The organism is Streptomyces sp. Ru71 (assembly GCF_002920535.1).
GTDB lineage: Bacteria > Actinomycetota > Actinomycetes > Streptomycetales > Streptomycetaceae > Streptomyces.
The window spans coordinates 58,715-82,966 of the sequence record NZ_PQSS01000024.1 but is presented as its reverse complement, the minus strand read 5'-3'; the positions used below and the strand labels follow the sequence as shown (position 1 = coordinate 82,966).

The window sequence follows — 24,252 nt, the reverse complement described above, 5'->3', positions numbered from 1 at the left end:
GGCGCAGGGAAGTTGACCGGTGGCCCCGGCGTACACGAAAGCGCCGGTCCCCGCGTGGCCGCGTCCCCCGCGGGCCACGCCGGAACCGGCGCTTCCTGTTGCTCCCCCGTACGTCCCCCCGTGGAACCCCCGTGTGCGGTCGTCCCCCGGGTCTCCCCCGTGCCTCCCCCGTGTCTCGCTCCCGCCGACGTCCGCCGGCGGAAGGAGCGGATCGAGGGCTGCCCCGGTTCCGGCGCCCCGTGTCGCCGGTGCCGGGGCCGTGCCCCTTCTCCGTGCCTCCACTCTCTCGTTCGCGCAGGTCGTGGCCCATCCGCACAGCTACTCATCTCACCGGGTAGGTACGGATACTCAGACGTGCGCGCTCATGCCCAGGGCACCGGGTCCGCGCTGTCGGTGGCGGCGGATAAAGTCGCAGGCATGGCACGGATTGCGGTGATCGGCGCCGGGATGGGCGCGATGGCGGCCGCCGCCCGGCTGGCCGTCGCGGGCCACCGGGTGGTGGTGTACGAGCGGACGGACACGTACGGCGGTGCGGTGCGCCGCTTCGAGCGGGACGGCTTCCGCTTCGACACGGGCCCGGGGCTGCTCCCGCTGCCCGCGGTGTGGCGGGACCTGTTCGTCAAGACGGGCAAGGAGCCGCTGGAGGCGTGCGTCGAGCTGGAGCAGGTCGACCCGGCCTCGCACCACGTCTTCCCGGACGGCACGCGCGTGTCCCTGCCGAACGCCTCTCGCGCGGGTGTCGTCGCCGCCCTGGACGAGGCGCTGGGCGCCGGCGCCGGTGAGCGCTGGGGCGACTTCCTGGTCCGGGCCCGCGAGGCCTGGGACCGCACCCGCCGGCCGCTGCTGGAGGAGCCGCTGTGGCCGAACTGGCAGGTGCTGGCGGACAAGGAGCCCTATCCGGCGCTGGAGCGCAAGAGGCTGCTGCGGACGCGGAAGGCGTCGACGCCGGAGCGGATCGGCATGTGGGAGCTGGGCGACGAGCGGCTGGCGGCCCTGCTGGAGAGCTGCGTGCTCGGATACGGCGTCGATCCCCGGACCGCCCCGGCCAGCGCCGCCGTCCTGCCCTACATGGAGCACGCCTTCGGCCTCTGGTACGTGCGCGGCGGACTGAGGGAGCTGGCCCGCGCGGTGTACGAGCGCTGCGTCGCGCGCAAGGTCGAGTTCGTCTTCGGCGCCGAGGTCACGCGCATCGCGGACAAGGACGGCCGGGCGGCGGGGGTGGAGCTGGCGAGCGGTGCGTTGGCGGAGGCGGATCATGTGGTGGCCGGAGTCGATCCGGTGCGACTGCGCGGGCTGACCGAGCATCCGCTCGACGCGGACGGCGACGTCCGGGCGGACACGGTGACCGCCCGCCCCGGCCGCTTCACGGTGCTGCTGGCGCTGCGCGGCGCCCGGGAGGCCGGTGCCGCGCACCGCACGGTGGTCCATTCGCCGGCTCCCGAGTCGGAGCTGGACTTCCTGGTCGCCCCGGGCGGCGACCTGCCCCCGCGTCCCACGGTGACCGTGCTCCGCCCGGACGATCCCTCGCTCGCCCCCGACGGCGACCACGAGTCCGTAGTGCTCTCCGCCGTGGTGTCGACCGAGGCCGACTGGAAGGACGAGAGCACGGTCCAGCGCTACACGGACCATCTGCTGCGGGCCGCCGGCGCCGCGATACCGGGGCTGGGCGAGCGGGTTCTCTGGCACGAGGTGCGCACTCCCGAGCACACGGAGGACGAGACGGGCGCCCCCTTCGGCGCCGTACCCGCCCCAGCGCTCGCCGCCGGCGGCGGACGCTTCCTGCACCCGGCCAACACCACCCGTCTCCCCGGCCTCTACCGGGCCGGCGGCTGGTCCCACCCCGGCGGGGGACTGCCGCACGCCGGGATGTCGGGCGCCCTGGTCGCCGGGCTGATCGTCGAGGGGCCGGAGTTCCGCGGCTCCCAGTGAGACCGGCGGGGTGGCGTCAGAAGCGGTACTGCTCGTCGTAGCCGTGCCCGGCCTGCTGCTGGCCGGTGCCGGTGCCCTGGTCGTAGGGGTACGGCTGCTCCTGCGGCAGCTCGCCGCCGTAGGTGTCGTCGGTGCGCTGCTGCGGCACCCACACCCCGCCGGCCGGGGTCTGGCCGTAGCCGCCGGCGTACGGGTCCTGCCCGTAGCCCTGCTGGTCGTACTGGCCGCCGTAGGTGGTGTCGTAGGAGGCGCCGCCGTAGGTCTGGGTGCCGATGTACGGGTCGGAGTAGGCGGCGTACTGCTGCTGGCCCGTGGTGTCGTAGCCGTACTGCCCGTAGCCGGAGTAGTCGTAGCCGTAGGCGGACGACTGGTCGCCGGCGGCGGGCTGGGCGGTGGAGGCGTACGCGGAGGTGTCGCCGTAGACGCCGTAGGAACGGGTGTCCTCGGGCAGCGGCTGCGGCTCGTAGATCATGGTCGTCTCGGCGGCAGCGGCGGCGGGCGGCCTGGCCGGGGTGAAGACGTCGTCGTGGTCGTCGTCGTGGCCGTAGGCGCTCTGCGAGGCGTAGGAGCCGTCGTCCGCCGCCGGGCCGGAGTCGGCCGGCTCCAGGTCGGAGACCTCCAGCGTGGGGTCGCGGCGCTCGCCGCGGCCCCGGCGGGTCTTGCCGCCGTCGGCACCGGGGCGGCTGACCGCCCAGCCCGAGGCGAAGCCGCGCCGGAACGACAGCGTGACGTAGGTCTGCCCGACCGCGAACGCGATCGCACCCAGTCCGATCACGACGACGGACGGGATCAGCACCCCGAGCACGACGCCGAGGAAACCGGCGAACGCGAGCAGCCGCCAGCGGAGCCGCGCCTTGTACTGCAGCAGCACCTCACCGAGCAGCCACAGCGCGACGACGCCGAACGCGATGTAGAGGACCGTCCAGCCCATGTACGCCCCTCTCCCAGTGGCCGCTACGCAGTGTGTCGTACAGCGGTGCGACCGGTCTAGGCCTGCGGAGGGTGGTGCAGGCCCAGGTTCTCGTAGATTTCCAGCGTCGCCGTGGAGTTGTTGAGCGTGATGAAGTGCAGACCCGGCACTCCCTCGGCCAGCAGCCGCGCGCAGAACTCCGTGGCGAATTCGATGCCAATGGAGCGTACAGCGGCCGGATCGTCTTTGGCTGTGAGGATCCGTTCTTTCAGCTCGTCCGGGACGGCGGCGGTGCTCAGCTGGGGCAGCCGCTCCAGCATCTTCACGCTGGTCACCGGCAGGACCTCCGGAATCACCGGGGTCTCGCAGCCGGCCGCCGCCACGCTGTCACGCAGACGCAGATAGGACTCCGGGTGGAAGAACATCTGTGTGATGGCGTAGTCCGCGCCCGCCCGGCACTTGTCGACGAAGTGCCGCACGTCGGTGTCCCAGTCGGCGGAGCGCGGGTGCATCTCCGGGAAGGCGGCGACGCCGACACAGAAGTCGCCCGACTCCTTGATGAGCCGGACGAGCTCCGCGGCGTACGTCAGACCTCGCGGGTGCGGCACCCAGTCGCCCATGGGGTCGCCGGGCGGGTCGCCGCGCACGGCGAGCATGTTGCGGATGCCGGCGTCGGCGTACTGGCCGATGATGTTGCGCAGCTCGGCGATGGAGTGGTTGACCGCGGTGAGGTGGGCGACCGGCGTGAGCGTCGTGTCCACGACGATCTGCTGGGTCTCCTTCACCGTGGTGGTGCGGGTGGAGCCACCGGCGCCGTAGGTGACGGAGACGAAGTCGGGGGCCACGGCCTCGACCCTGCGCAGCGCGTTCCACAGGTTCCGCTCGCCCTTGGGGGTCTTCGGCGAAGTGAACTCGAACGAGTACGTCTTTTTGCCGGTGGCGAGGATGTCACGCACGGTGCGTGCGCGATCAGTCCTGGTGGATGCGGTTCCGAGGGCCATACGGGCAGGTTAGCCAGGGGCGGACGGTCCCCCAACCAAACCAGGGAAATTTGCCCGAATTGCCGGGTTGTTGTCCACGCCTTGGACAATCATGAGACGGCGGCGGGTGGACCGCCGGTGCTCAGACCTGCCGGAGCCGTACGGCCCTCACGGCTGCCGCAGTCGCTTGGCGAACTCGGCGGCGGCTGCGGCCGGGTCCTCGGCCTCGGTGATCGCCCGGACGACGACCACCCGGCGGGCGCCGGCCTCCAGCACCTCGTCGAGGTTGCCCAGGTCGATGCCGCCGATGGCGAACCAGGGGCGCTCGGTGCCCAGCGCTGCGGTGTGCCGGACCAGGTCGAGGCCGGGGGCGTGCCGGCCGGGCTTGGTGGGGGTCGGCCAGCACGGGCCGGTGCAGAAGTAGTCCACGCCCTCCTGGACGGCGGCGGCCTCGGCCTCCGCCTCGGAGTGGGTGGACCGGCCGATCAGCACCTCCTCGCCGAGGATCGCGCGGGCCGCGGGGACCGGGAGATCGCCCTGGCCGAGGTGGAGGACAGCGGCCCCGGCCGCGTGGGCGACGTCCGCGCGGTCGTTGACCGCGAGCAGCTTGCCGTGGCGCGCGCAGGCCTCGGCGAAGACCTTGAGGTGCTCCAGCTCCTCGGCGGCCTCCATGCCCTTGTCGCGCAGCTGCACGATGTCGACCCCGGCGGCCAGGACGGCGTCGAGGAACTCGGACAGGTCGCCCTGGCGCCGACGGGCGTCCGTGCACAGGTAGAGCCGGGCGTCGGCGAGGCGGGCGCGGGCGGTGGTGCTCATGGTGGATCCCCCCGGGGGTGGGCGCGGTGTCCGGTTGGTACGGGCCGCGGCTCGACGGCCACGACGGCGCGCTCCGCGGACCGGGCCCACGGAGGCACCCCAGCAACGTATCCCGCCCCCCATGAGCCCGACCCATCGGGGAACGACAGAACCGGGGCATCGGGGAACGACCGGACCGGGGTATCCGGGACCGACCCGCATACGGCCCGGCCGGTCCGACGCGGCCATCGGGAGCGCCCGACGGCGCACCGCGCCTTCGGCGCGACGGGGTACGCAGCGGGCGGCGCCGGGCCCGGCGGCCCAGGCGCCCGACCCAGCGGGCCCTGGGGCACCCGGCCCCCGAAGCCGGCCGCAGGGGCCGCCCCAGCCGCGGCCCGCGAGCGGGCACGGGCCGGGGCCCGGTGGTGTTCTGCGCCGGTGGGTCAGACGGCCAGCGCCTGAGCGCGGCGCTTCACCCCCCGGGGGGCGGCGAGCGGCGCCGGGCCCGGCGGCCCAGGCGACCGGCCCGGCGCACCTCGTCCCCGGAGCCGGCCGCAGGGGGCCGGTCGCCCCGGCCGTGGCCCGCGAGGGGTCATGGGCCGGGGCGCGGTGGTGTTCTGTGCGGGCGGGTCAGACGGCCAGCGCCTGGGCGCGGCGCTTCACCTCCGTGCCGCGATTCTCGCTCAGCGCCTGCGCGGGGGTGCCGGGCAGGCTCGGGTCGGGCGTGAAGAGCCACTCGATCATCTCTTCGACCGTGAACCCGTCGTCCCGCAGGAGCGTCAGGGTGCCGGACAGGCCCTTGACGACCTTGTCCCCGTCGATGAAGGCGGCGGGGACGTGCAGCGCGCGGTTCTCACCACGTCGTACGGCGATGAGCTGGCCCTCCTTGACCAGCTGCCGGACACGCGTCACCTCGACGCCGAGCATCTCGGCGATGTCGGGAAGGGTGAGCCAGGCGGGGACGAGAGCATCGATCTTTGCGTCAATCTCGGTCACGAGGTCAAGCCTGCCATCTGCCACTGACAGTCGGAAGTCAGGGCCGTCCACCCGGGCCCGTCACCTGGGACGACACACCCCCCGGGCGACTCAGGCCGTGGCCGCCTTCAAGGGCCTCGCCGGGTCCGCCAGCAGCAGCGGATCCATCGCCGCGCCCGCCTCGATCAGCCGCCGCCCCTGGGCCAGGTCGCGCGGACGGCCCACCGCCAGCAGGGCGGCCAGCCGGCCCTCGCGCAGCCAGCACACCGTCCAGGCCGGGCCGGAGGTGTCGCCGCGCCACACGGTGCGGTCGGCCGACGTGTGATGACCGGCGTACTGGACGAAGCGCCCGAACTGCTCGGACCAGAAGTACGGCACCGGGTCGTACGCGGCGGGCGACTCCCCGACGATGTTCGCGGCGACCGTGCGCGGGCCCTGCAGCGCGTTGTCCCAGTGGTGGACGAGCAGGCGTTCGCCGTAGCGGGCGGAGGGGAAGGAGGCGCAGTCGCCGACCGCGTACACGTCGGGCACCGAGCTGCGCAGGTGGGCGTCGGCGACGACCTCGCCCTGCGGGCCGAGCTCGATACCGGAGCCGGCCAGCCAGCCGGTGGCGGGCCGGGCGCCGATGCCGACGACGACCGCGCCCGCCGGCAGCCGGGTGCCGTCGTCCAGGACCACCGCGCCGGGCTCGACGCGCTCCACACGCGTGTGCGTGCGCAGCTCGATGCCGGCATCGGCGTACCAGGCGGTCATCGGCGCGGCCACCTCGGCGGGCAGCGCCCCGGCCAGCGGGCGGTCGGCGGCCTCGACGACGGTGACCGCGCAGCCCGCCTCACGCGCGGCCGTGGCGAACTCGGCGCCGATCCAGCCGGCGCCGACGACGACGATGTCGTGCTGCCGGGCGAGCACCGGGCGCAGCCGCTCGGCGTCGTCCAGGGTGCGCAGCAGGTGCACCCCGGGCACGCCCTCGCCGCCGGGCAGCCGGATCGGCTCGGCGCCGGTGGCGAGCACGAGGACGTCGTAGGGCACGGCGCCGGCCTCGGTGTCCAGTTCCCGCTCGGCGGGGCGCAGGCCCAGCACCTCGCAGCCGAGCCGCAGCTCGATGCCGAGGGCCTCGAAGTCGACGTCGAAGGCGGAGCCCTCGGCGGTGCCGAGCAGGACAGCCTTGGACAGCGGTGGCCGGTCGTAGGGCTGGTGGGGTTCGGCGCCGATCAGGGTGACCGTGCCGGTGAAACCCTGTTCGCGCAGGGCCACCGCGGTCTGCACCCCGGCCATGCCGGCGCCCACGACGACCACGCGCCGCGCCTGTGACGTGCCCCGTCGCTGCGTCTGCTCGCTCACCTGATCACCATAGACAACTGACAAACCGTCAGTCAGCGGTCCTGCGCCGTGACCTGCTCCACACGCGCGTGCAGCTCCTCCACCACGCTGGTGCCGCTGCCGTCCTGGGACTCCCACTCCCAGGTCTCCTCCAGCCGCACCCGCCCGTCCGGCAGCTCCACGACCGTGGACACGCAGTGGCCGCTGGAGGTCGTCCCGTCCTGCTTCAGCTGGACGTAGCGGAAGTCCAGCCGGTCCCCCTCCCGGGTGCCCACCAGATACCCGCGTACGACGTCGCCGCCGGCGTACTCGGCCCAGATCTCACCGCCCCGCTCGTGGTACGTGAACCGGGTGCGGGTGCCCACCTGACCGGGCGCCTGGTCGGCGACCGGGGCGAGGACGAGACCGTCGAGGGACCGGGCCATGACAGAAGGCTCCCTTACAGACACACAGCGACACGGGCTAGGGTGGCCACCGTAAAGCACTCGCGGGAGCCCGGACGCACCGGGCTGAGAGGGAGGCTGGACGGCCTCCGACCGTACGAACCTGATCCGGGTCATGCCGGCGAAGGGAGGGGCTGGACGCCCATGTCGCCTACGCGTACGTCAGACGTCCTCGTCATCGGGGGCGGGATCATCGGGCTGGTCACGGCCTGGCGGGCCGCGCAACGCGGATTCGCCACCGCGGTCGTGGACCCGGCGCCCGGCGGCGGAGCCGCGCAGGTGGCGGCCGGGATGCTGGCCGCCGTCACCGAACTGCACCACGGCGAGCAGACCCTGCTCGGCCTCAACCTGGCCTCGGCACGCCGCTATCCGGACTTCGCCGCCGAGCTCACCGACGCGAGCGGCCAGGACCTCGGCTACCGCCGCTGCGGCACGCTCGCCGTCGCGCTCGACGCCGACGACCGCGCCCATCTGCGCGAACTGCACGCCCTGCAGCGGCAGTCGGGCCTGGAGTCGGAGTGGCTGTCCGGCCGGGACTGCCGGCGTCTGGAGCCGATGCTCGCGCCCGGCGTGCGCGGCGGACTGCGGGTCGACGGCGACCACCAGGTGGACCCGCGACGGCTCGCGGCGGCGCTGGTCACCGCGTGCGAGAGGGCCGGGGTGGTGTTCCACCGGAAGCGGGCCGAACGGCTCACGGTGGCACGGGAGCGGGCGACGGGCGTCGTCACCGGCGAGGGCGAGGAGCTGGGCGCGGGCCAGGTGGTGCTCGCCGCCGGCAGCCTGAGCGGGCGGCTCGCGGGCGTCCCCGAGGACGTCCTGCCGCCGGTGCGGCCGGTCAAGGGCCAGGTCCTGCGGCTGACGATGCCCGATCACCGGCCGCCGTTCCTGAGCCGGACCGTGCGCGCGGTGGTGCGCGGCGGCGCGCTCTATCTGGTGCCGCGCGAGAGCGGTGAGCTCGTCGTCGGGGCGACCAGCGAGGAGATGGGCTGGGACACCACCGTGACCGCGGGCGGCGTCTACGAGTTGCTGCGCGACGCCCACGAGCTGGTGCCCGGGATCACCGAGCTGCCACTGACCGAGACCCGGGCCGGACTGCGCCCCGGCTCCCCCGACAACGCTCCGCTGCTCGGCCCGACCGTGCTGGACGGGCTGCTGCTGGCCACCGGGCACTACCGCAACGGCGTCCTGCTCACCCCGGTCACCGGCGACGTGCTGGCGCACGCCCTCGTCACCGGGGAATTGCCCGAGGAAGCCCGCCCGTTCACCCCGAAGCGCTTTTCCGCCGCCGGCGCGCAGCAGCAGCCCGCACGCACCCTCACGGAGCAGCCCGCATGAACATCTCCGTCAACGGCGAGCCCCGCCGGATCGAGCCCGGCACGGCTCTCGACGCCGTCGTGAAGTCCCTCACCGCGGCCCCGTCCGGGGTGGCCGCCGCCCTCAACGAGACCGTCGTCCCGCGCACCCAGTGGCCCACCACGGCCCTCGCCGAGGGTGACCGCGTCGAGGTCCTGACCGCTGTCCAGGGAGGCTGAACCATGGCTGACGACCCCTTCGTCCTCGGCGGTACGACGTTCTCGTCCCGCCTGATCATGGGTACCGGCGGCGCCCCCAGCCTGGAGGTGCTGGAGCGGGCGCTGGTCGCCTCCGGCACGGAGCTGACCACCGTGGCGATGCGGCGGGTGGACCCGTCGGTGCACGGCTCGGTGCTGTCGGTGCTGGACCGGCTCGGCATCCGGGTGCTGCCGAACACGGCCGGCTGCTTCACCGCCGGGGAGGCGGTGCTGACGGCCCGGCTGGCACGGGAGGCGCTCGGCACGGACCTGGTCAAGCTGGAGGTGATCGCCGACGAGCGCACCCTGCTGCCGGACCCGATCGAGCTGCTGGACGCGGCGGAGACGCTCGTCGACGACGGGTTCACGGTGCTGCCGTACACCAACGACGACCCGGTGCTGGCGCGCAAGCTCCAGGACGTGGGCTGCGCGGCGATCATGCCGCTGGGCTCGCCCATCGGGTCGGGGCTCGGCATCCGCAACCCGCACAACTTCCAGCTGATCGTCGAGCACGCGTCGGTGCCGGTGATCCTGGACGCGGGCGCCGGCACCGCCTCCGACGTGGCGCTGGCCATGGAGCTGGGGTGCGCGGGTGTGATGCTCGCCTCGGCCGTGACGCGCGCGCAGTCGCCGGTGCTGATGGCGGAGGCCATGCGGCACGCGGCGGAGGCGGGGCGGCTGGCGTACCGGGCGGGGCGCATCCCCAAGCGGCACTTCGCCGAGGCGTCCTCCCCCACGGAGGGCGTCGCCCGGCTGGACCCGGAGCGGCCGGCCTTCTGAGCGCCCGGGCATGCGGCGGCCGGCCTTCCGAGCGCCCCGCCCCGAGCGGCCGGCCTTCCGAGCGCCCCGCCCCGGCGGGTGAAGCTCGTGCGCGCGACACGTCACAGGTCGGTCGCAGTCACCCCCCTGGTCGGGTGAAACGTCGGGCGTGTCCGTCACGGCTCGTACACTCGCCTGCGTGGATACGACCCTCTCGGACCCCCTCGTCGGGCAGGTGCTCGACGGCCGCTACCGCGTCGACGCGCGGATCGCGGTCGGCGGGATGGCCACGGTCTACCGGGCCCTGGACACCCGTCTGGACCGTGTGCTCGCGCTGAAGGTGATGCACCCGACGCTGGCGGCCGACGCCTCGTTCGTCGAGCGGTTCATCCGGGAGGCGAAGTCGGTCGCCCGGCTGGCTCACCCCAACGTGGTGCAGGTCTTCGACCAGGGCACCGACGGGGCCTACGTCTATCTGGCGATGGAGTACGTCGCCGGCTGCACCCTGCGCGACGTGCTGCGCGAGCGCGGGGCGCTGCAGCCGCGGGCGGCGCTGGACATCCTGGAGCCGGTGCTGGCGGCGCTCGGCGCCGCGCACCGGGCCGGGTTCGTGCACCGGGACATGAAGCCGGAGAACGTCCTGATAGGGGACGACGGCCGGGTCAAGGTCGCCGACTTCGGACTGGTGCGCTCGGTGGACACCGTGACCAGCACCACCGGCGCGGTGCTCGGCACCGTCTCCTATCTGGCGCCCGAGCAGATCGAGCAGGGCGCCGCCGATCCGCGTGTGGACGTGTACGCGTGCGGTGTCGTGCTCTACGAGATGCTGACCGGCGGCAAGCCGCACGACGGGGACTCCGCGGCGGTGGTGCTCTACAAGCATCTGCACGAGGACGTCCCGCCGCCGTCGGAGCTGGTGCCGGGGCTGGCGCACGCGCTGGACGAGCTGGTCGCGGCCGGCACCGCCCGCTCGGTCGATGTGCGCCCGCGCGACGCGGTGGCGCTGCTGGCGTTGGTGCGCGAGACGCGGGCCGCGCTGAGCGAGGAGCAGCTGGACGCCCTGCCGCCGCAGGCGCTGACGGCGCAGCACGACAACGCCGACGACCGTACGAGCGTGATCCCGCGCTCGCTGACGGTGCCTCGTCCGCTGCCGGTCAACGAGGACGACGGGGGCGGGGCGGGGGCGCTGAACCGCACCAGCCGCTTCGAGGCCCCGCCGCCGGCTCCGGCGGGGCGGCCGGCGCGCTCGCGGCGGCGGATCGTCACGCTGGTCGCCGCCGTGCTGCTGGTCCTCGGTGTCGGCACGGGCGTCTGGTACATCAACTCCGGGCAGTTCACCAAGGTGCCGGCGCTCCTGGCGCAGACCGAGGCGCAGGCCAGGCAGCGGCTGGAGGAGGCCGGTCTGGAGGCCGGCAAGGTCACCTACACCTACAGCGACACGGTCAAGCGGGGCACGGTCATCAGCACCGACCCGGAGCCGGGCGCCCGCATCCGCGACCACGACGCGGTGCGGCTGACCGTCTCCAAGGGACCGGAGACCGTGAAGGTGCCCGATCTGGCGGGCTACCGGCTGGACAAGGCCCGCTCGGTGCTGAAGGACAGCGGTCTGGAGCCCGGCATGATCAACCGGGAGTTCAGCGACGAGGTGCCGCGCGGCACGGTGATCGGCACCGACCCGGCCTCCGGCACGCAGCGGCGTGCGGGCTCGGCGGTCGCCCTCACCGTGAGCAAGGGCAGCCCGGTGGAGATCCCGGACGTCACCGGCTCGGACCTGGCCGACGCCCGGGCCGAGCTGCAGGAGGCCGGCCTGACGGTGAAGGTCGCCCCGCAGCGGGTGAACTCCGAGTACGACGCCGGGCAGGTCGCCGCCCAGACCCCGGACCCGGGCGCCGAGGCCGCCGAGGGCGACACGGTGACGCTGACCCTGTCCAAGGGGCCGCAGATGGTCGAGGTCCCGGACGTGGTCGGTGACAGCGTCGACGACGCCAAGCAGGCCCTTGAGGACGCCGGCTTCAAGGTCAAGGAGGACCGCGGGCTGCTCGGGCTGTTCGGCGACACGGTGAAGAAGCAGTCCGTGAAGGGCGGCGAGCAGGCGCCCAAGGGCTCGACGATCACCATCACCATCCGGTGACGGAGGCCACCTCCAGGGCGTGACCGGGCAGGCGGGGCCGCATGGCAGGCTGAACGGGTGACATCCCGATCCCCCTTGCGCAATCCCGTCGGCTCGCACGTCCCGGTGGCCGGCGGCCTGGCCTCCGTCGGCCTGTCGTACGCCCGTGACCTGGGCGCGGAGACCGTCCAGGTGTTCGTCGCCAATCCACGTGGCTGGGCCACTCCGGCCGGCAATCCGCGGCAGGACGAGGAGTTCCGCGCGGCCTGCGCGGCGGAGTCGATCCCGGCGTACGTCCACGCGCCGTACCTGATCAACTTCGGCTCGCACACGGAGGCGACCGTCGAGAAGTCGGTGGAGTCGCTGCGGCACTCGCTGCGGCGCGGGCGCGAGATCGGGGCGCTCGGCGTGGTCGTGCACACCGGCAGCGCGACCGGCGGGCGGGACCGGGAGGTGGCGCTGAAGCAGGTGCGCACGCATCTGCTGCCGCTGCTGGAGGAGCTGACCCACGAGGACGACCCGTTCCTGCTGCTGGAGTCCACGGCCGGGCAGGGCGCCTCGCTGTGCTCACGGACCTGGGACTTCGGGCCGTACTTCGACGCGCTGGACCACCACCCGAAGCTGGGCGTGTGCCTGGACACCTGCCATGTCTTCGCCGCCGGGCACGATCTGACCGGGCCGCACGGCGCGCACCAGACGCTGGACCTGCTGGTGCAGACCGTCGGCGAGGGGCGGCTGAAGCTGATCCACGCCAACGACTCCAAGGACGTGGTGGGCGCGCACAAGGACCGGCACGCGAACATCGGCGCCGGGCACATCGGCGAGGAGGCGTTCCGGGCGCTGATGACGCACCCGGCGACCGAGGGCGTACCGCTGGTCATCGAGACGCCCGGCGGCAAGGAGGGGCACGCCGCGGACGTGGAGCGGCTGAAGAAGCTCCGGGATTCCTGACCGGTTGAGGAATACCCCCGGGGGGTATACGGTTCCTGTCATCGCACGAGCCGCTATCCGACGTTGGGGGACAGTCATGCAGCACGAGGCGCACACCGGCCACGCGCACCACGGGCACGGGGACCACGCAGAGCACGCTGACCACGCGCGGCACGGGCACGAGGGTCACGGGCACGGCGGCCACGGCCACGCCGGGCACCACCACGCGCCGGCCGCCGGCTGGGCCATGGCCGCGCAGGCCACCCTGCACTGCCTCACCGGCTGCGCCATCGGCGAGGTGCTCGGCATGGTGATCGGCACCGCGCTCGGCTGGGGCAACGTGGCGACGATGGTGCTGGCGATCGCGCTGGCGTTCCTGTTCGGCTACTCGCTCACCCTGCGCGGCGTACTGAAGGCCGGCGTCGACTTCCGCGCAGCCGTCCGGGTGGCACTGGCCGCGGACACCCTCTCGATCGCCGTGATGGAGCTGATCGACAACGGTGTGATCGCCCTGTGGCCCGACGCGATGGACGCGCACCTGGACGACGTGCTGTTCTGGGGGGCGCTGGCGATCTCGCTCGCCCTGGCCTTCGTGGTGACCACCCCGGTGAACAAGTGGATGATCGGCCGCGGCAAGGGCCACGCGGTGGTGCACCAGTACCACCACTGACCTGCCGTCGTGACAGGACTCAGAGCTCGGGGCCGTCCCCGGGCTCTTCCTGGTAGGAGTAGCGCTGCTCCTTCCAGGGATCGCCGATGTTGTGGTAGCCGCGCTCCTCCCAGAAGCCGCGGCGGTCGGCGGTCATGTACTCCACGCCCCGGACCCACTTGGGTCCTTTCCAGGCGTACAGATGGGGCACCACCAGCCGGAGCGGGAAGCCGTGCTCGGCGGTCAGCAGCTCGCCGTCCTTGTGGGTGGCGAAGAGGGTGCCCTCGGCGGTGAAGTCGGCCAGGCGCAGATTCGAGCTGAAGCCGTACTCCGCCCACACCATCACATGGGTGACCTCGGGCGCGGGCGGCGCGATGTCCAGGACCGTGCGGGCGGGGACGCCGCCCCACTCGGCGCCCAGCATGCTGAACTTCGTCACGCAGTGCAGATCGGCGACGACCGTGGTGTACGGCAGGGCCGTGAACTCCTCATGGGTCCAGCAGTGCTTCGCGCCGTCGGCGGTGGCGCCGAACACCCGGAACTCCCAGCGTTCGGGCCGGAACTTGGGCACCGGCCCGTAGTGCGTGACCGGCCAGCCCCGCTGCACTCGCTGCCCCGGCGGAAGCTCGGACCGTGCCGCTTCTCCAGATTCTCGCTCCACCGGATGCCCCATGCCTCCATCCTGACAGACCGGGAGCAGTGCACCTGACCAAGCACCCCCCGAACCGGACAACTCACCGCCAAATCCCTAAGCATGCACTTACTTACTAAGTACGCACTTACTGGACGATCTTCCGGGCCAGTGCAATCATGCCGCCGCAACCTCCCGATCCCCCAGGTGGAAGGAGCCCGCCGCGATGCAGGGCGACCCCGAGGTCATCGAGTTCCTCAACGAGCAGCTGACCGGTGAGCTGACCGCGATCAACCAGTACTTCCTGCACGCGAAGATGCAGGAGAACTTCGGCTGGACGAAGCTCGCCAAGTACACGCGGCACGAGTCGTTCGACGAGATGAAGCACGCCGAGGTGCTCACCGACCGGATCCTGTTCCTGGACGGGCTGCCGAACTACCAGCGGCTGTTCCACGTCAGGGTCGGGCAGACGGTCACGGAGATGTTCCGGGCGGACCGGGAGATCGAGGTGGAGGCGATCGACCGGCTGCGGCGCGGCATCAAGGTGATGCGCGAAAAGGGTGACATCACGTCCGCGAACATTTTCGAGGACATCCTCGCCGACGAGGAGCACCACATCGACTACCTGGACACCCAGCTGGACCTGATCGACAAGCTCGGCGAGGCGCTGTACATCACGCAGCTGATCGAGCAGCCGGAGAGCTGAGCCGCGCTAGGCCGCTTTTCGGACAGCCGGGCCGGCCTCCGCCGCGCCGATGTCCGAGAGCACCGGCCTGCCCTGGTCGGCCAGCTCCCGGCGGGGGCAGGAGCCCCGGCCGAGCAACGCCTGGATGCGGCGGACGCACGATCCGCAGTCCGTGCCGGCCTTGCAGGCGGAGGCGATCTGGCGGGGGGTGCAGGCACCGTTCTCCGCGTGCTGCTTGACCTGCGCTTCGGTCACACCGAAGCAGCTGCAGACGTACACGCGGTTCACCTCCCGGGCGGGGTCGTGCCATCCCGACCCTTGATCGGTGAGGCTAACCTAACCTTACCCGCCACACAGGGGCCGCAAAAGAGCCATGGGGCGCGGATCGTATGTGATCCGCGCCCCATCTCTTGGCCGAAAACAACCGGTAACAGGCGGCCCCGTCACTGGCCCCTGTACAGGCCGCTCACTGGTCCCGGTACATCTCCGCGACCAGGAAGGCCAGGTCCAGCGACTGGCTGCGGTTGAGCCGCGGGTCGCAGGCGGTCTCGTAGCGCTGGTGCAGGTCGTCGACGAAGATCTCGTCGCCGCCGCCCACGCACTCCGTGACGTCGTCGCCGGTCAGCTCCACGTGGATGCCGCCCGGGTGGGTGCCCAGCGCCTTGTGTACCTCGAAGAAGCCCTTGACCTCGTCGAGCACGTCGTCGAAGCGGCGGGTCTTGTGCCCGGAGGCCGCCTCGAAGGTGTTGCCGTGCATCGGGTCGGTCACCCAGGCCACCGTCGCGCCGGACGCCGTGACCTTCTCGACCAGCTCGGGAAGCTTGTCGCGGATCTTGTCGGCGCCCATACGGACGATGAAGGTCAGCCGGCCCGGCTCCCGCTCGGGGTCGAGACGCTCGATGTACTGCAGCGCCTCCTCGGCCGTCGTGCTCGGGCCGAGCTTGATGCCGATCGGGTTGCGGATCTTCGAGGCGAACTCGATGTGCGCGTGGTCCAGCTGCCGGGTGCGCTCACCGATCCACACCATGTGCGCCGAGACGTCGTACAGCTTGCCCGTGCGCGAGTCGACGCGGGTCAGCGCCGTCTCGTAGTCGAGCAGCAGCGCCTCGTGCGAGGAGTAGAACTCGACGGTCTTGAACTCCTCCGGGTCCGTCCCGCAGGCGTGCATGAAGTTCAGCGCGTTGTCGATCTCGCGCGCGAGCTGCTCGTAGCGCTGACCGGACGGCGACGACTTCACGAAGTCCTGGTTCCAGGCGTGCACCTGGCGCAGGTCGGCGTAGCCGCCGGTGGTGAAGGCGCGCACCAGGTTCAGCGTCGAGGCCGACGCGTGGTACATGCGCTTGAGGCGCTCCGGGTCCGGGACCCGGGCCTCCTCGGTGAAGTCGAAGCCGTTGACGGAGTCGCCCCGGTAGGTCGGGAGCGTCACCCCGTCGCGGGTCTCGGTCGGCTTGGAGCGCGGCTTGGAGTACTGGCCGGCGATCCGGCCCACCTTCACCACGGGCACGGAGGCCGCGTAGGTGAGGACGGCACCCATCTGGAGCAGCGTCTTGAGCTTGTTGCGGATGTGATCGGCGGACACCGCGTCGAACGCCTCGGCGCAGTCGCCACCCTGGAGGAGGAACGCCTCTCCCTTGGCGACGGCCGCCATCCGGGCGCGCAGCTGGTCGCACTCGCCCGCGAAGACGAGCGGCGGATACGACTCAAGGTCCGCGATCACCTTGCGCAGAGCCTCGGGGTCGGGGTACTCGGGCTGCTGCGCCGCGGGCAGGTTTCGCCAGGTGTTGCCAGCGCTGGGGCTGGTTGCGTTCACGGTCACGCCCTCAACATTACGGGGTCGCCGCACCCGTCCATGCCGTGGCTCAAGGGATGAGACGGACGGGTCCGCCGCGCGGTGGGCGCGCGGAGGACCCGTCCGGGGCGTCAGTGCCGGTCCACAACCGCCGGATCGGTGAAGCCGACGGAGAAGACGGCCCGCAGGGAGAGGTTGTCCGCGCCCTGGTAGCCGGTGCAGACGTTGCCCGGCTCGGTGATCACCGGGAACTCGTCCGGGTGCTGGTCGTGCAGGGTGCTGCCCGCGCAGATGCCCTCGGTCAGTCCCCAGAGCTCGTCGACCTGGTCGGCGCCGAGCTTCGGCCAGTAGCTCAGGGCCTGCGGCGGGCCCGCCGCCCAGTTGCCGCCGTCCGCGCAGGTCGTCGAGGCCCGGGTGTCGCCGACCCAGGTGTGCGAGAAGACCCCGGGCTTGGTGCCGCAGCCCTTGTGGAAGGCGAAGTGCAGCAGGCCCTGGCTGTCGGTCCAGGTCATTCCGCCCTGCAGACCCCGGTAGCGGGATGCCGCGTAGGCGTCCTGGATCACGGTCTTGCCGCCGGACATGTTCAGCAGGCCCGGGTAGGAGGCCGAACCGGACGGGTTCAGCTGGTAGCGCACGACACGGGCGCCGTCGACGTCCTTCTCCCACTCGCCGGTGACCAGCTTGTAGGGGGCGCCGCCGGTCTTGTCCAGCGACAGCCAGGAGAAGCACAGCTGCTCGGGGTCGATGACGCTGCCGGCGCAGGAGGACGGTGTGCCCGCCTGCTTGTAGTGGTGCACTTCCGGCAGGACGTACGGATAGCCGCAGGCGCTGGAGCGTCCGCTGCCGTCGATGCCGGCGCTGTGCACGTTCGAGCCGTAGCTGTCGACCTTGGCCAGCTTGTTGATGTCGAAGACGCGGATACCGGTGGAGGTGTCCGTCACGTACAGGTAGTTCGCGTACCAGACGATGCCGCCGCCGTGGCCGGTCACGGGCTTGAAGCCGGTGCCCGAACCGGTCGGCTCGGCGAGCAGCACGTGCCGGTACAGGCCGGTGTCCCGGTCGATGAAGCTCAGCTTGAGCGTGTTGTTGGTCGTGCACGTGTTGGTCGACTCGCCGTCGAGCACGCGGTAGTGCCAGACGACGGCCGTGACGCGCCGGTCCTGGATGGCTCCGTCGGCGCCGTCGGCGGTGCCGGTGGTGCTCAGGCCCTGCGGCCACCAGTGCGGGGTGGTGTCGTCGGTGTGGGCGTGCGACCAGCACCAGGCGGTCTTCGTCTGCACCGGGGGCAGCGCCTTGGTCTCGGTGCCGGTGCAGGCGCGCATCGAGCGCAGGTTCAGCCAGGGGTCATTCGCCCCGGCGGAGTTCGTCGTGAAGTCCGTGGTGACGACGTCCGTGAGGCTCGCGTGGCTGGTGAGGTAATTGGTGTAGAGGTTGTTGGCGGCCGACACATAGCTGGTGTCGGTCAGCTTGAACTGGTCGGCGCCGAGCGAGAGTTTGGTCATCGTCGGCGCGTCCACGGCCGTGGCGGGTGCTGCCGTGAGGCCGGTCAGCAGTGCCGCGGTGGCCGCGAACCCGGCGAGCAGCCGGGATCCCCGTATGCGTCCCATGCACACCTTCCGTGTCATAGAGCGGGACATGTCAAAAGCAGAAAGGGGATCGTATCCCGTCCCCGGGATGGGGTAGCCTGCCGGGCATGTTCGCGCATGCCAACCAGAACTGGTGGTGGACCGCTCCTTCGGCGGCCCACTGACTGCGCGTACCTGAAAGACGTCGCGAAGGCCGCCCGAGGGGCGGCCTTCGGCGTGTCCGGGGTCGTTCCTCTCCATCGATCAAGATCGAGAAGGATCACCCATGAACCTGACGGACCTCCTGTCCGACCCCCGCCCCTTCGCCCTGCTGCGCCGCCGCACGCCCGGCCACGACGAACAGCTCGTCGAGGTGCTGCTCGGCCCGGTGGCGGAGCTGGACCGCCTGGCCGACCTGCCCGACGAGTGCCTCGCGCTGATCCCGTTCCGCCAGATCCGCGAGCGCGGCTTCGACGTCCGCGACGACGGCACACCGCTCGCGGTGCTCCTGCCCGAGGAGCGGCACACCCTGCCCCTGGCCGACGCGCTCGCCGGGCTGCCCGCGCACCGGGTGCGGGTGGAGGGCGGCGGCTTCGACGTCGGCGACGAGGAGTACGGCGAGATCGTCGGGCGGGTGCTGCGCGAGGAGATCGGCCGGGGCGAGGGCGCGAACTTCGTCGTCCGGCGCACCTACCAGGGCGAGATCCCCGGCTTCGGGCGGGCCGACGCGCTCGCGCTGTTCCGGCGGCTGCTGGAGGGCGAGCGGGGCGCGTACTGGACGTTCGTCGTGCACACCGGGGAGCGCACGCTGGTCGGCGCCAGCCCCGAGGTGCATGTGCGGATGTCCGGCGGCACCGTCGTGATGAACCCGATCAGCGGCACGTACCGCTATCCCGCCGGCGGACCGACCCCGGAGCACCTGCTGGACTTCCTCGCCGACGGCAAGGAGATCGAGGAGCTGTCGATGGTCGTCGACGAGGAGCTGAAGATGATGTGCACCGTCGGCGACATGGGCGGGGTCGTCGTCGGACCACGGCTGAAGGAGATGGCCCACCTCGCGCACACCGAGTACGAGCTGCGCGGCAGGTCGTCCCTGGACGTGCGGGACGTGCTGCGCGAGACGATGTTCGCCGCCACCGTCACCGGCTCGCCGGTGCAGAACGCCTGCCGGGTCATCGAGCGCCACGAAGTCGGCGGACGCGGCTACTACGCGGGCGCCCTGGCGCTGCTCGGGCGGGACTCCGGCGGCGCCCAGACCCTCGACTCCCCCATCCTCATCCGCACCGCCGACATCGACGCGGACGGCGGGCTGCGCGTCCCCGTCGGCGCCACCCTGGTGCGCGGCTCGGACCCGGCAGGCGAGGTCGCCGAGACGCACGCGAAGGCGGCCGGTGTGCTCGCCGCGCTGGGCGTGCGCCCGGCCCGCCCGCGTGCGGAGCACACGCGCGTGCGTCTCGCCGACGACCCACGCGTGCGTGCCGCGCTCGACGGCCGCCGCGCCTCGCTCGCGCCGTTCTGGCTGCGGATGCAGGAGCCGTCGGCGGAGCTGACCGGGCACGCCCTGGTCGTCGACGCCGAGGACACCTTCACGGCGATGCTCGCCCACGTCCTGCGCGCCGCCGGCCTCCAGGTCACCGTCCGGCGCTACGACGAGCCCGGACTTCCGGAGGCGGTGCGGGCGCACGAGGGCCCGCTGGTCCTCGGCCCCGGCCCGGGCGACCCCTCGGACCCGGCCGACCCGAAGATGCGTCTGCTGCGCGAGCTGACCGCGACGGTCCTGCGCGAGCACCGGCACGGCGTGCTCGGCGTCTGCCTCGGGCACGAGCTGATCGCGGCCGAGCTGGGCCTGGACCTGGTCCGCAAGGAGGTGCCCCACCAGGGCGCGCAGACGGTGATCGACCTGTTCGGGCGCGAGGAGACGGTCGGCTTCTACAACAGCTTCGTCGCCCGCTGCGACGACGAGGCCGCCGCGGAGCTGGCCGCGCACGGCGTCGAGGTGAGCCGCAGCGCGTCGTACGAGGTGCACGCGCTGCGCGGCCCCGGGTTCGCCGGGGTGCAGTTCCACCCGGAGTCGGTGCTGTCCCTGAACGGTGCCGCGGTGGTGCGGGAGCTGCTGGGTCAGCTGCGCGGCACCAGCACGTTGCCCGAGCGGCGGCCCGCCGTGTAGTCGAGGACGTTGCTCACCGTGGTGTCGACGATCTGACCGACCGCGTCCTCGGTGTAGTAGGCCTGGTGGGACGTGACCAGCACGTTCGGGAAGGTCATCAGGCGGGCCAGCGTGTCGTCCTCGATCGCCTGGAGCGACTTGTCGAGGAAGAAAAGGCCCGCCTCGGCCTCGTACACGTCCAGGCCCACGCCGGTGAAACGGCCGGCGCGCAGTTCGTCGACGAGGGCCGCGGTGTCGATCAGGCCGCCGCGGCTGGAGTTGACCAGGATCGCGTCGTCCTTCATCGCCTTCAGCGCGGCGGCGTCGAGGAGGTGCTGGGTCTCGGACATCAGCGGCACGTGCAGGGTGACCAGGTCGGCCTCGGCGAGCAGCTGCTCCTTGGGGACGTAGGCCATGCCGAGGTCCCGGCAGGCGGGGTTCTCGGCGATGTCCCAGCCCAGCAGGCGCATGCCGAAGCCGTGGGCGATCCGGCTGAACGCCTCGCCGATCCTGCCGGTGCCGAGGACGCCCGCGGTGCGGCCGTGCATGTCACGGCCCATCAGCCCGTCGAGCCGGAAGTCGAAGTCCCGGGTGCGGGTGGAGGCCCGCACGATCCGCCGGTTGACGGCGAGGGCCAGCGCCCAGGCGAACTCGGCGACGGAGTACGGCGAGTAGGACGACACCCGGGAGACGGTGAGGCCGAGCCGCTCGGCGACGGCGAGGTCGATGTTGTTGAAGCCGGTGGAGCGCTGGGCGATCATCCGGGTGCCGCCCGCGCCGAGGATCTCCAGCACCCGCCGGTCAAGCCCGCAGTTGACGCTGGTGGAGATCACCTCGTGGCCGGCGGCGATCGGGGCGGTGTCCTCGTTGAGGAACACGTCCAGGCAGCGCGTCTCGTGCCGGCCGGCGAAGGCCGCCTCGATCAGGGGCCGCTCGTCGGCCTGCACACCGAAGGCCAGGATCTCCACGGACTGTCCCCTTCCGGTCGGATACGGCCCGCATCCTCGGATACGGCCCGGACATACGGTCCCGAGCGGCGGCGCACCGGTCAGCCGAAGAACACTCCGACCTCCTCGTACAGCTTCGGGTCGACCTTCCGCACCCGGGCCGTCGCCTCCGAGATCGGCACCCGGACGACGTCCGTGCCCTGCAGGGCGACCATCGTGCCGAAGTCGCCGTCGTGCACGGCGTCGATGGCGTGCAGGCCGAAGCGGGTGGCCAGCCAGCGGTCGAAGGGGCTGGGCGAGCCGCCCCGCTGGATGTGGCCGAGGACCGTCGTGCGGGCCTCCTTGCCCGAGCGGTGCTCGATCTCCCGGGCCAGCCACTCCCCCACCCCCGACAGCCGCACCTGCCCCGTCCCGCCGGCCGGCGTGTGCTGGAGCACCATCGAGCCGTCCCGGGGACGCGCCCCTTCACCGACGACCACGATCGGCGCGTACGACGCCCTGAAGCGCGAGGTGACCCAGGCGCAGACCTGGTCCACGTCGAAGGGCTGCTCCGGGATGAGGATCACGTTGGCGCCGCCGGCCAGGCCCGAGCGCAGGGCGATCCAGCCCGAGTCGCCGCCCATCACCTCGACCACGAGCACCCTCTTGTGGGACTCGGCGGTGGTGTGCAGCCGGTCGATCGCCGCGGTCGCGACGGAGACGGCCGTGTCGTAGCCGACGGTGTAGTCGGTGCCGGACAGGTCGTTGTCTATCGTCTTCGGCACCCCGACGATGGGCAGCCCGTACTCGTCCGCGAGGCGGGCCGCCGTACCGAGGGTGTCCCGGCCGCCGATCGTGATCAGCGCCTCCACCTCGTACTTGGCGAGGTTGTCCCGGATGCGGCGGACCCCGTCCGGGTGGTCCAGCGGGTGAGTGCGCGAGGAGCCGAGGATGGTGCCGCCGCGTGGCAGGGTGCCGCGCACCGCGGGGATGTCCAGGGGGACGGTGTCCCCGTCGAGCGGCCCGCGCCAGCCGTCGACGAAGCCGACGAACTCGTCGCCGTAGTTCTGTACGCCCTTGCGGACCACGGCCCGCACCACGGCGTTGAGGCCCGGGCAGTCACGGCCTCCGGTGAGCACTCCGACGCGCATGGGATGTCCTTTCCGGACGTCAAGCTGCTGCTCCCCACGAGCTGCTGCTCTCCACGCTAGCGGGGTGACCGGGCCGCGCGCGGGCGACTCACTCGTCGTCGAGTCCGCGCTCTATCGCGTACCGCACCAGCTCGACCCGGTTGTGCAGCTGGAGCTTGCCGAGGGTGTTCTGCACGTGGTTCTGCACGGTGCGGTGGGAGATGACGAGGCGCTCGGCGATCTGCTTGTAGCTCAGGCCCTTGGCGACCAGCCGCAGCACCTCCGTCTCGCGCTCGGTGAGGCGGGGCGCGCGCGGCTCGTCGGTGTCCGGGGCGGACGCGGGCTCGGACGCCAGGCGCCGGTACTCGCCGAGGACCAGTCCCGCCAGGCCGGGGGTGAACACCGGGTCGCCGGCGGCCGTGCGCCGGACCGCGTCCAGCAGTTCCTCGGTGGAGGCCGACTTCAGCAGGTAGCCGGTCGCGCCGGACTTCACGGCCTCCAGCACGTCGGCGTGCTCGCCGCTGGCGGACAGCACCAGCACGCGCAGCGCCGGGTCGGCGGCGACGACCTCCTTGCAGACCTGGACGCCGGGCTTGGCGGGCAGGTTGAGGTCGAGGACCAGCACGTCGGGCGCGGTGGCCTTGGCGCGGCGCACGGCCTGCTCGCCGTCGCCGGCGGTGGCGACCACGTCGAAGCCGGACTCGCTCAGGTCGCGGGCGACCGCGTCGCGCCACATGGGGTGGTCGTCGACCACCATGACCTTGATCGGGTCCTGCTGCTCGCTCATCCCTGTTCCGCCTTCCCCCGTGCGGCCTTCGCCTTCGGTACCTTCAGTTCCACTTCCGTGCCCTGTCCGGGCGTCGAGATCAGCTCGGCGCTGCCGCCCAGGTCGCGCAGCCGGCCCCGGATGGACAGGGCGACACCGAGCCGCCCCTCGCCCTCGGCCTGCGCGAGCCGCCCCTCGGGGATGCCGGGGCCGTCGTCGCGTACGGTCACGACGATCTCGCCGGGTTCGTCCTCCAGCAGGATCCAGGCCCGGGCCTGGGGACCCGCGTGCCTGCGCACGTTGTCCAGCGCGGCCCCGACCGCCGCGGCCAGCTCCCGCGCGGCGGGCGGCGGCAGCGGCACCGGTGCGCCGGGCTCCGCGAAGGAGACCCGTTCCCCGGCGTACGGCGCGAGCAGCGCGCGCACGTCGACCGGTCCGGCGTCGTCGTCCGGCTCGTCCACGGCCCGTACGACCGCCCCCTCGGCGGCGTCCTCCGACAGCCGGGAGACGGGCACGAGCCCGCCGGAGACCAGGGTGCGCAGCGCCACCTCCTGCTCGCCGGCCAGCCGGCCCAGTTCGGCCGCCTCACCGCCGAGCGCGGCACCGCGCCGCTTCACCATCGCCAGCACCTGCAGCACGCTGTCGTGGATGTCCCGGGCGAGCCGCTCCCGCTCCCTGGTGGCCGCCTCGATCTCCAGGGCGCGGGCGAGGGTGCGCTCGGAGGCGCGGGCGACCTCGACGACGTAGCCGATGGCGATGGCGGCGACCCAGACGAGGATCACGTTGTGGACCGTGTCGCGGGCGGGGGCGCCGCGCTCGATCAGGTTGACGACGGCGACGAGCGTGGAGGCGTACGCCGCCCAGCGCCAGCCGCCCTTGATGGCGAACGCCAGCACCGAGCCGGCGGTCCATATCGACGGCAGGGTCGGGCCGCCCTCCACGATCCGCTGGTGGGCGTCGGCGAGCGGGGTGAGCAGGATGCCGGTCAGGGCGACCGCCAGGTCGACGGCGAGGAAACGCCGGGTGCAGGCCTGCGCGTTCGCGACCTTGGGCAGGGTGGCCAGGGTCCACACGCACAGCACCGCGTAGTAGGCGATGGCCAGCCAGGGGCGGGTGAAGCGGTCGTAGGCGGTGGCGAACAGGCCGACCGCGTACAGCATGGTCAGCACCCGGTAGGCGGTCAGCGCCCGCCACAACGGCAACTCGACCGACATGCGCATGACTTTCTCGCGCCTGGCCATGTCCCCCACCCCTGTCGGTCCGC

The 24,252-nt window shown here is 72.5% G+C and carries 24 protein-coding genes and 1 riboswitch; of the genes, 10 read left to right on the top strand and 14 right to left on the bottom strand.

Annotated elements, in window-relative coordinates; all coding sequences use genetic code 11:
• The first annotated feature begins 417 nt into the window (after positions 1–417).
• The gene (locus tag C3489_RS17030) at positions 418–1,929 is read left to right on the top strand and encodes an NAD(P)/FAD-dependent oxidoreductase (RefSeq protein WP_181139705.1); all 1,512 of its coding nucleotides are present in this window, start codon (positions 418–420) and stop codon (positions 1,927–1,929) included.
• A 16-nt stretch (positions 1,930–1,945) separates the two neighbouring features.
• Here C3489_RS17030 and C3489_RS17025 read toward each other — a convergent pair whose 3' ends face one another.
• The 6 genes from C3489_RS17025 to C3489_RS17000 all read right to left on the bottom strand — a co-directional run bounded on the left by C3489_RS17025 (position 1,946) and on the right by C3489_RS17000 (position 7,334).
• The gene (locus tag C3489_RS17025) at positions 1,946–2,860 is read right to left on the bottom strand and encodes a hypothetical protein (RefSeq protein WP_103782683.1); all 915 of its coding nucleotides are present in this window, start codon (positions 2,858–2,860) and stop codon (positions 1,946–1,948) included.
• 56 nt (positions 2,861–2,916) lie between these two features.
• Positions 2,917–3,840 carry a methylenetetrahydrofolate reductase [NAD(P)H] gene (metF, locus tag C3489_RS17020; protein WP_103782682.1) on the bottom strand — a complete coding sequence of 308 codons (924 nt, stop codon included), beginning with the start codon at positions 3,838–3,840 and terminating at the stop codon, positions 2,917–2,919.
• Between the two features lie 147 nt (positions 3,841–3,987).
• Complete coding sequence (thiE, locus tag C3489_RS17015) at positions 3,988–4,635, bottom strand: thiamine phosphate synthase (RefSeq protein WP_103782681.1); 648 nt, start codon at positions 4,633–4,635, stop codon at positions 3,988–3,990.
• Positions 4,636–5,244: 609 nt separating this feature from the next.
• Positions 5,245–5,610 (bottom strand): Rv2175c family DNA-binding protein, encoded by a 366-nt coding sequence (locus C3489_RS17010; protein ID WP_103782680.1) that lies wholly within the window; start codon positions 5,608–5,610, stop codon positions 5,245–5,247.
• A gap of 90 nt (positions 5,611–5,700) precedes the next feature.
• On the bottom strand, positions 5,701–6,930 hold the full coding sequence (locus C3489_RS17005; protein WP_181139704.1) for an NAD(P)/FAD-dependent oxidoreductase: 1,230 nt from the start codon (positions 6,928–6,930) through the stop codon (positions 5,701–5,703).
• A 32-nt stretch (positions 6,931–6,962) separates the two neighbouring features.
• The gene (locus tag C3489_RS17000; RefSeq protein WP_103782678.1) at positions 6,963–7,334 is read right to left on the bottom strand and encodes a hypothetical protein; all 372 of its coding nucleotides are present in this window, start codon (positions 7,332–7,334) and stop codon (positions 6,963–6,965) included.
• A gap of 52 nt (positions 7,335–7,386) precedes the next feature.
• Positions 7,387–7,499, top strand: a riboswitch (TPP riboswitch).
• Between C3489_RS17000 and thiO the strand changes: the two genes are divergently transcribed.
• From thiO to C3489_RS16970, 6 genes are all read left to right on the top strand, one after another.
• Positions 7,497–8,687, top strand: coding sequence for a glycine oxidase ThiO (gene thiO / locus C3489_RS16995; RefSeq protein ID WP_103782677.1), 1,191 nt, complete (start codon positions 7,497–7,499; stop codon positions 8,685–8,687). Its footprint overlaps the riboswitch before it by 3 nt.
• On the top strand, positions 8,684–8,884 hold the full coding sequence (thiS, locus tag C3489_RS16990) for a sulfur carrier protein ThiS (protein WP_103782676.1): 201 nt from the start codon (positions 8,684–8,686) through the stop codon (positions 8,882–8,884). Before thiO ends, thiS begins: the two co-directional genes overlap by 4 nt.
• A 3-nt stretch (positions 8,885–8,887) precedes the next feature.
• Entirely contained in the window at positions 8,888–9,682 is a 795-nt protein-coding gene (locus C3489_RS16985; protein WP_103782675.1) for a thiazole synthase, read from the top strand.
• A gap of 178 nt (positions 9,683–9,860) precedes the next feature.
• Positions 9,861–11,792: a Stk1 family PASTA domain-containing Ser/Thr kinase gene (gene pknB, locus C3489_RS16980; RefSeq protein WP_181139703.1), complete on the top strand. Its 1,932-nt coding sequence runs from the start codon at positions 9,861–9,863 to the stop codon at positions 11,790–11,792.
• A gap of 57 nt (positions 11,793–11,849) precedes the next feature.
• Positions 11,850–12,722, top strand: coding sequence for a deoxyribonuclease IV (locus C3489_RS16975; RefSeq protein WP_103782673.1), 873 nt, complete (start codon positions 11,850–11,852; stop codon positions 12,720–12,722).
• Between the two features lie 76 nt (positions 12,723–12,798).
• The gene (locus C3489_RS16970; RefSeq protein WP_103782672.1) at positions 12,799–13,371 is read left to right on the top strand and encodes a DUF4396 domain-containing protein; all 573 of its coding nucleotides are present in this window, start codon (positions 12,799–12,801) and stop codon (positions 13,369–13,371) included.
• A gap of 19 nt (positions 13,372–13,390) precedes the next feature.
• Here C3489_RS16970 and C3489_RS16965 read toward each other — a convergent pair whose 3' ends face one another.
• Entirely contained in the window at positions 13,391–14,023 is a 633-nt protein-coding gene (locus tag C3489_RS16965) for a sulfite oxidase-like oxidoreductase (RefSeq protein WP_103782671.1), read from the bottom strand.
• Positions 14,024–14,207: 184 nt separating this feature from the next.
• Between C3489_RS16965 and bfr the strand changes: the two genes are divergently transcribed.
• Positions 14,208–14,687: a bacterioferritin gene (gene bfr, locus C3489_RS16960; RefSeq protein ID WP_103782670.1), complete on the top strand. Its 480-nt coding sequence runs from the start codon at positions 14,208–14,210 to the stop codon at positions 14,685–14,687.
• Positions 14,688–14,693: 6 nt separating this feature from the next.
• On the opposite strand, the gene C3489_RS16955 is transcribed toward bfr, so the two are convergent.
• From C3489_RS16955 to C3489_RS39385, 3 genes are all read right to left on the bottom strand, one after another.
• Positions 14,694–14,954, bottom strand: coding sequence for a bacterioferritin-associated ferredoxin (locus C3489_RS16955; protein WP_103782669.1), 261 nt, complete (start codon positions 14,952–14,954; stop codon positions 14,694–14,696).
• Positions 14,955–15,132: 178 nt separating this feature from the next.
• Positions 15,133–16,482 (bottom strand): class II 3-deoxy-7-phosphoheptulonate synthase, encoded by a 1,350-nt coding sequence (locus tag C3489_RS16950; protein WP_103782668.1) that lies wholly within the window; start codon positions 16,480–16,482, stop codon positions 15,133–15,135.
• A 104-nt stretch (positions 16,483–16,586) separates the two neighbouring features.
• Positions 16,587–18,062 carry a hypothetical protein gene (locus C3489_RS39385; RefSeq protein WP_258054720.1) on the bottom strand — a complete coding sequence of 492 codons (1,476 nt, stop codon included), beginning with the start codon at positions 18,060–18,062 and terminating at the stop codon, positions 16,587–16,589.
• Positions 18,063–18,148: 86 nt separating this feature from the next.
• Here C3489_RS39385 and C3489_RS40025 point away from each other — a divergent pair, with 86 nt between their 5' ends.
• Together C3489_RS40025 and C3489_RS16940 are read left to right on the top strand one after the other, a co-directional pair.
• On the top strand, positions 18,149–18,205 hold the full coding sequence (locus tag C3489_RS40025) for a trp operon leader peptide (protein WP_107499744.1): 57 nt from the start codon (positions 18,149–18,151) through the stop codon (positions 18,203–18,205).
• A 101-nt stretch (positions 18,206–18,306) separates the two neighbouring features.
• Positions 18,307–20,187, top strand: coding sequence for an anthranilate synthase family protein (locus tag C3489_RS16940; protein WP_103782667.1), 1,881 nt, complete (start codon positions 18,307–18,309; stop codon positions 20,185–20,187).
• On the opposite strand, the gene C3489_RS16935 is transcribed toward C3489_RS16940, so the two are convergent.
• The 4 genes from C3489_RS16935 to macS form a co-directional block, all read right to left on the bottom strand.
• Positions 20,139–21,134 (bottom strand): 2-hydroxyacid dehydrogenase, encoded by a 996-nt coding sequence (locus C3489_RS16935; RefSeq protein WP_103782666.1) that lies wholly within the window; start codon positions 21,132–21,134, stop codon positions 20,139–20,141. The genes C3489_RS16940 and C3489_RS16935 overlap by 49 nt on opposite strands.
• An 80-nt stretch (positions 21,135–21,214) precedes the next feature.
• Positions 21,215–22,243 carry a 6-phosphofructokinase gene (locus C3489_RS16930; RefSeq protein ID WP_103782665.1) on the bottom strand — a complete coding sequence of 343 codons (1,029 nt, stop codon included), beginning with the start codon at positions 22,241–22,243 and terminating at the stop codon, positions 21,215–21,217.
• Positions 22,244–22,331: 88 nt separating this feature from the next.
• Positions 22,332–23,009, bottom strand: a complete 678-nt coding sequence (locus tag C3489_RS16925) for a response regulator transcription factor (RefSeq protein WP_103782664.1) — start codon at positions 23,007–23,009, stop codon at positions 22,332–22,334.
• Positions 23,006–24,229: a MacS family sensor histidine kinase gene (macS, locus tag C3489_RS16920; protein ID WP_103782663.1), complete on the bottom strand. Its 1,224-nt coding sequence runs from the start codon at positions 24,227–24,229 to the stop codon at positions 23,006–23,008. The genes C3489_RS16925 and macS overlap by 4 nt, the downstream gene beginning before the upstream one ends.
• Positions 24,230–24,252: the final 23 nt, after the last annotated feature.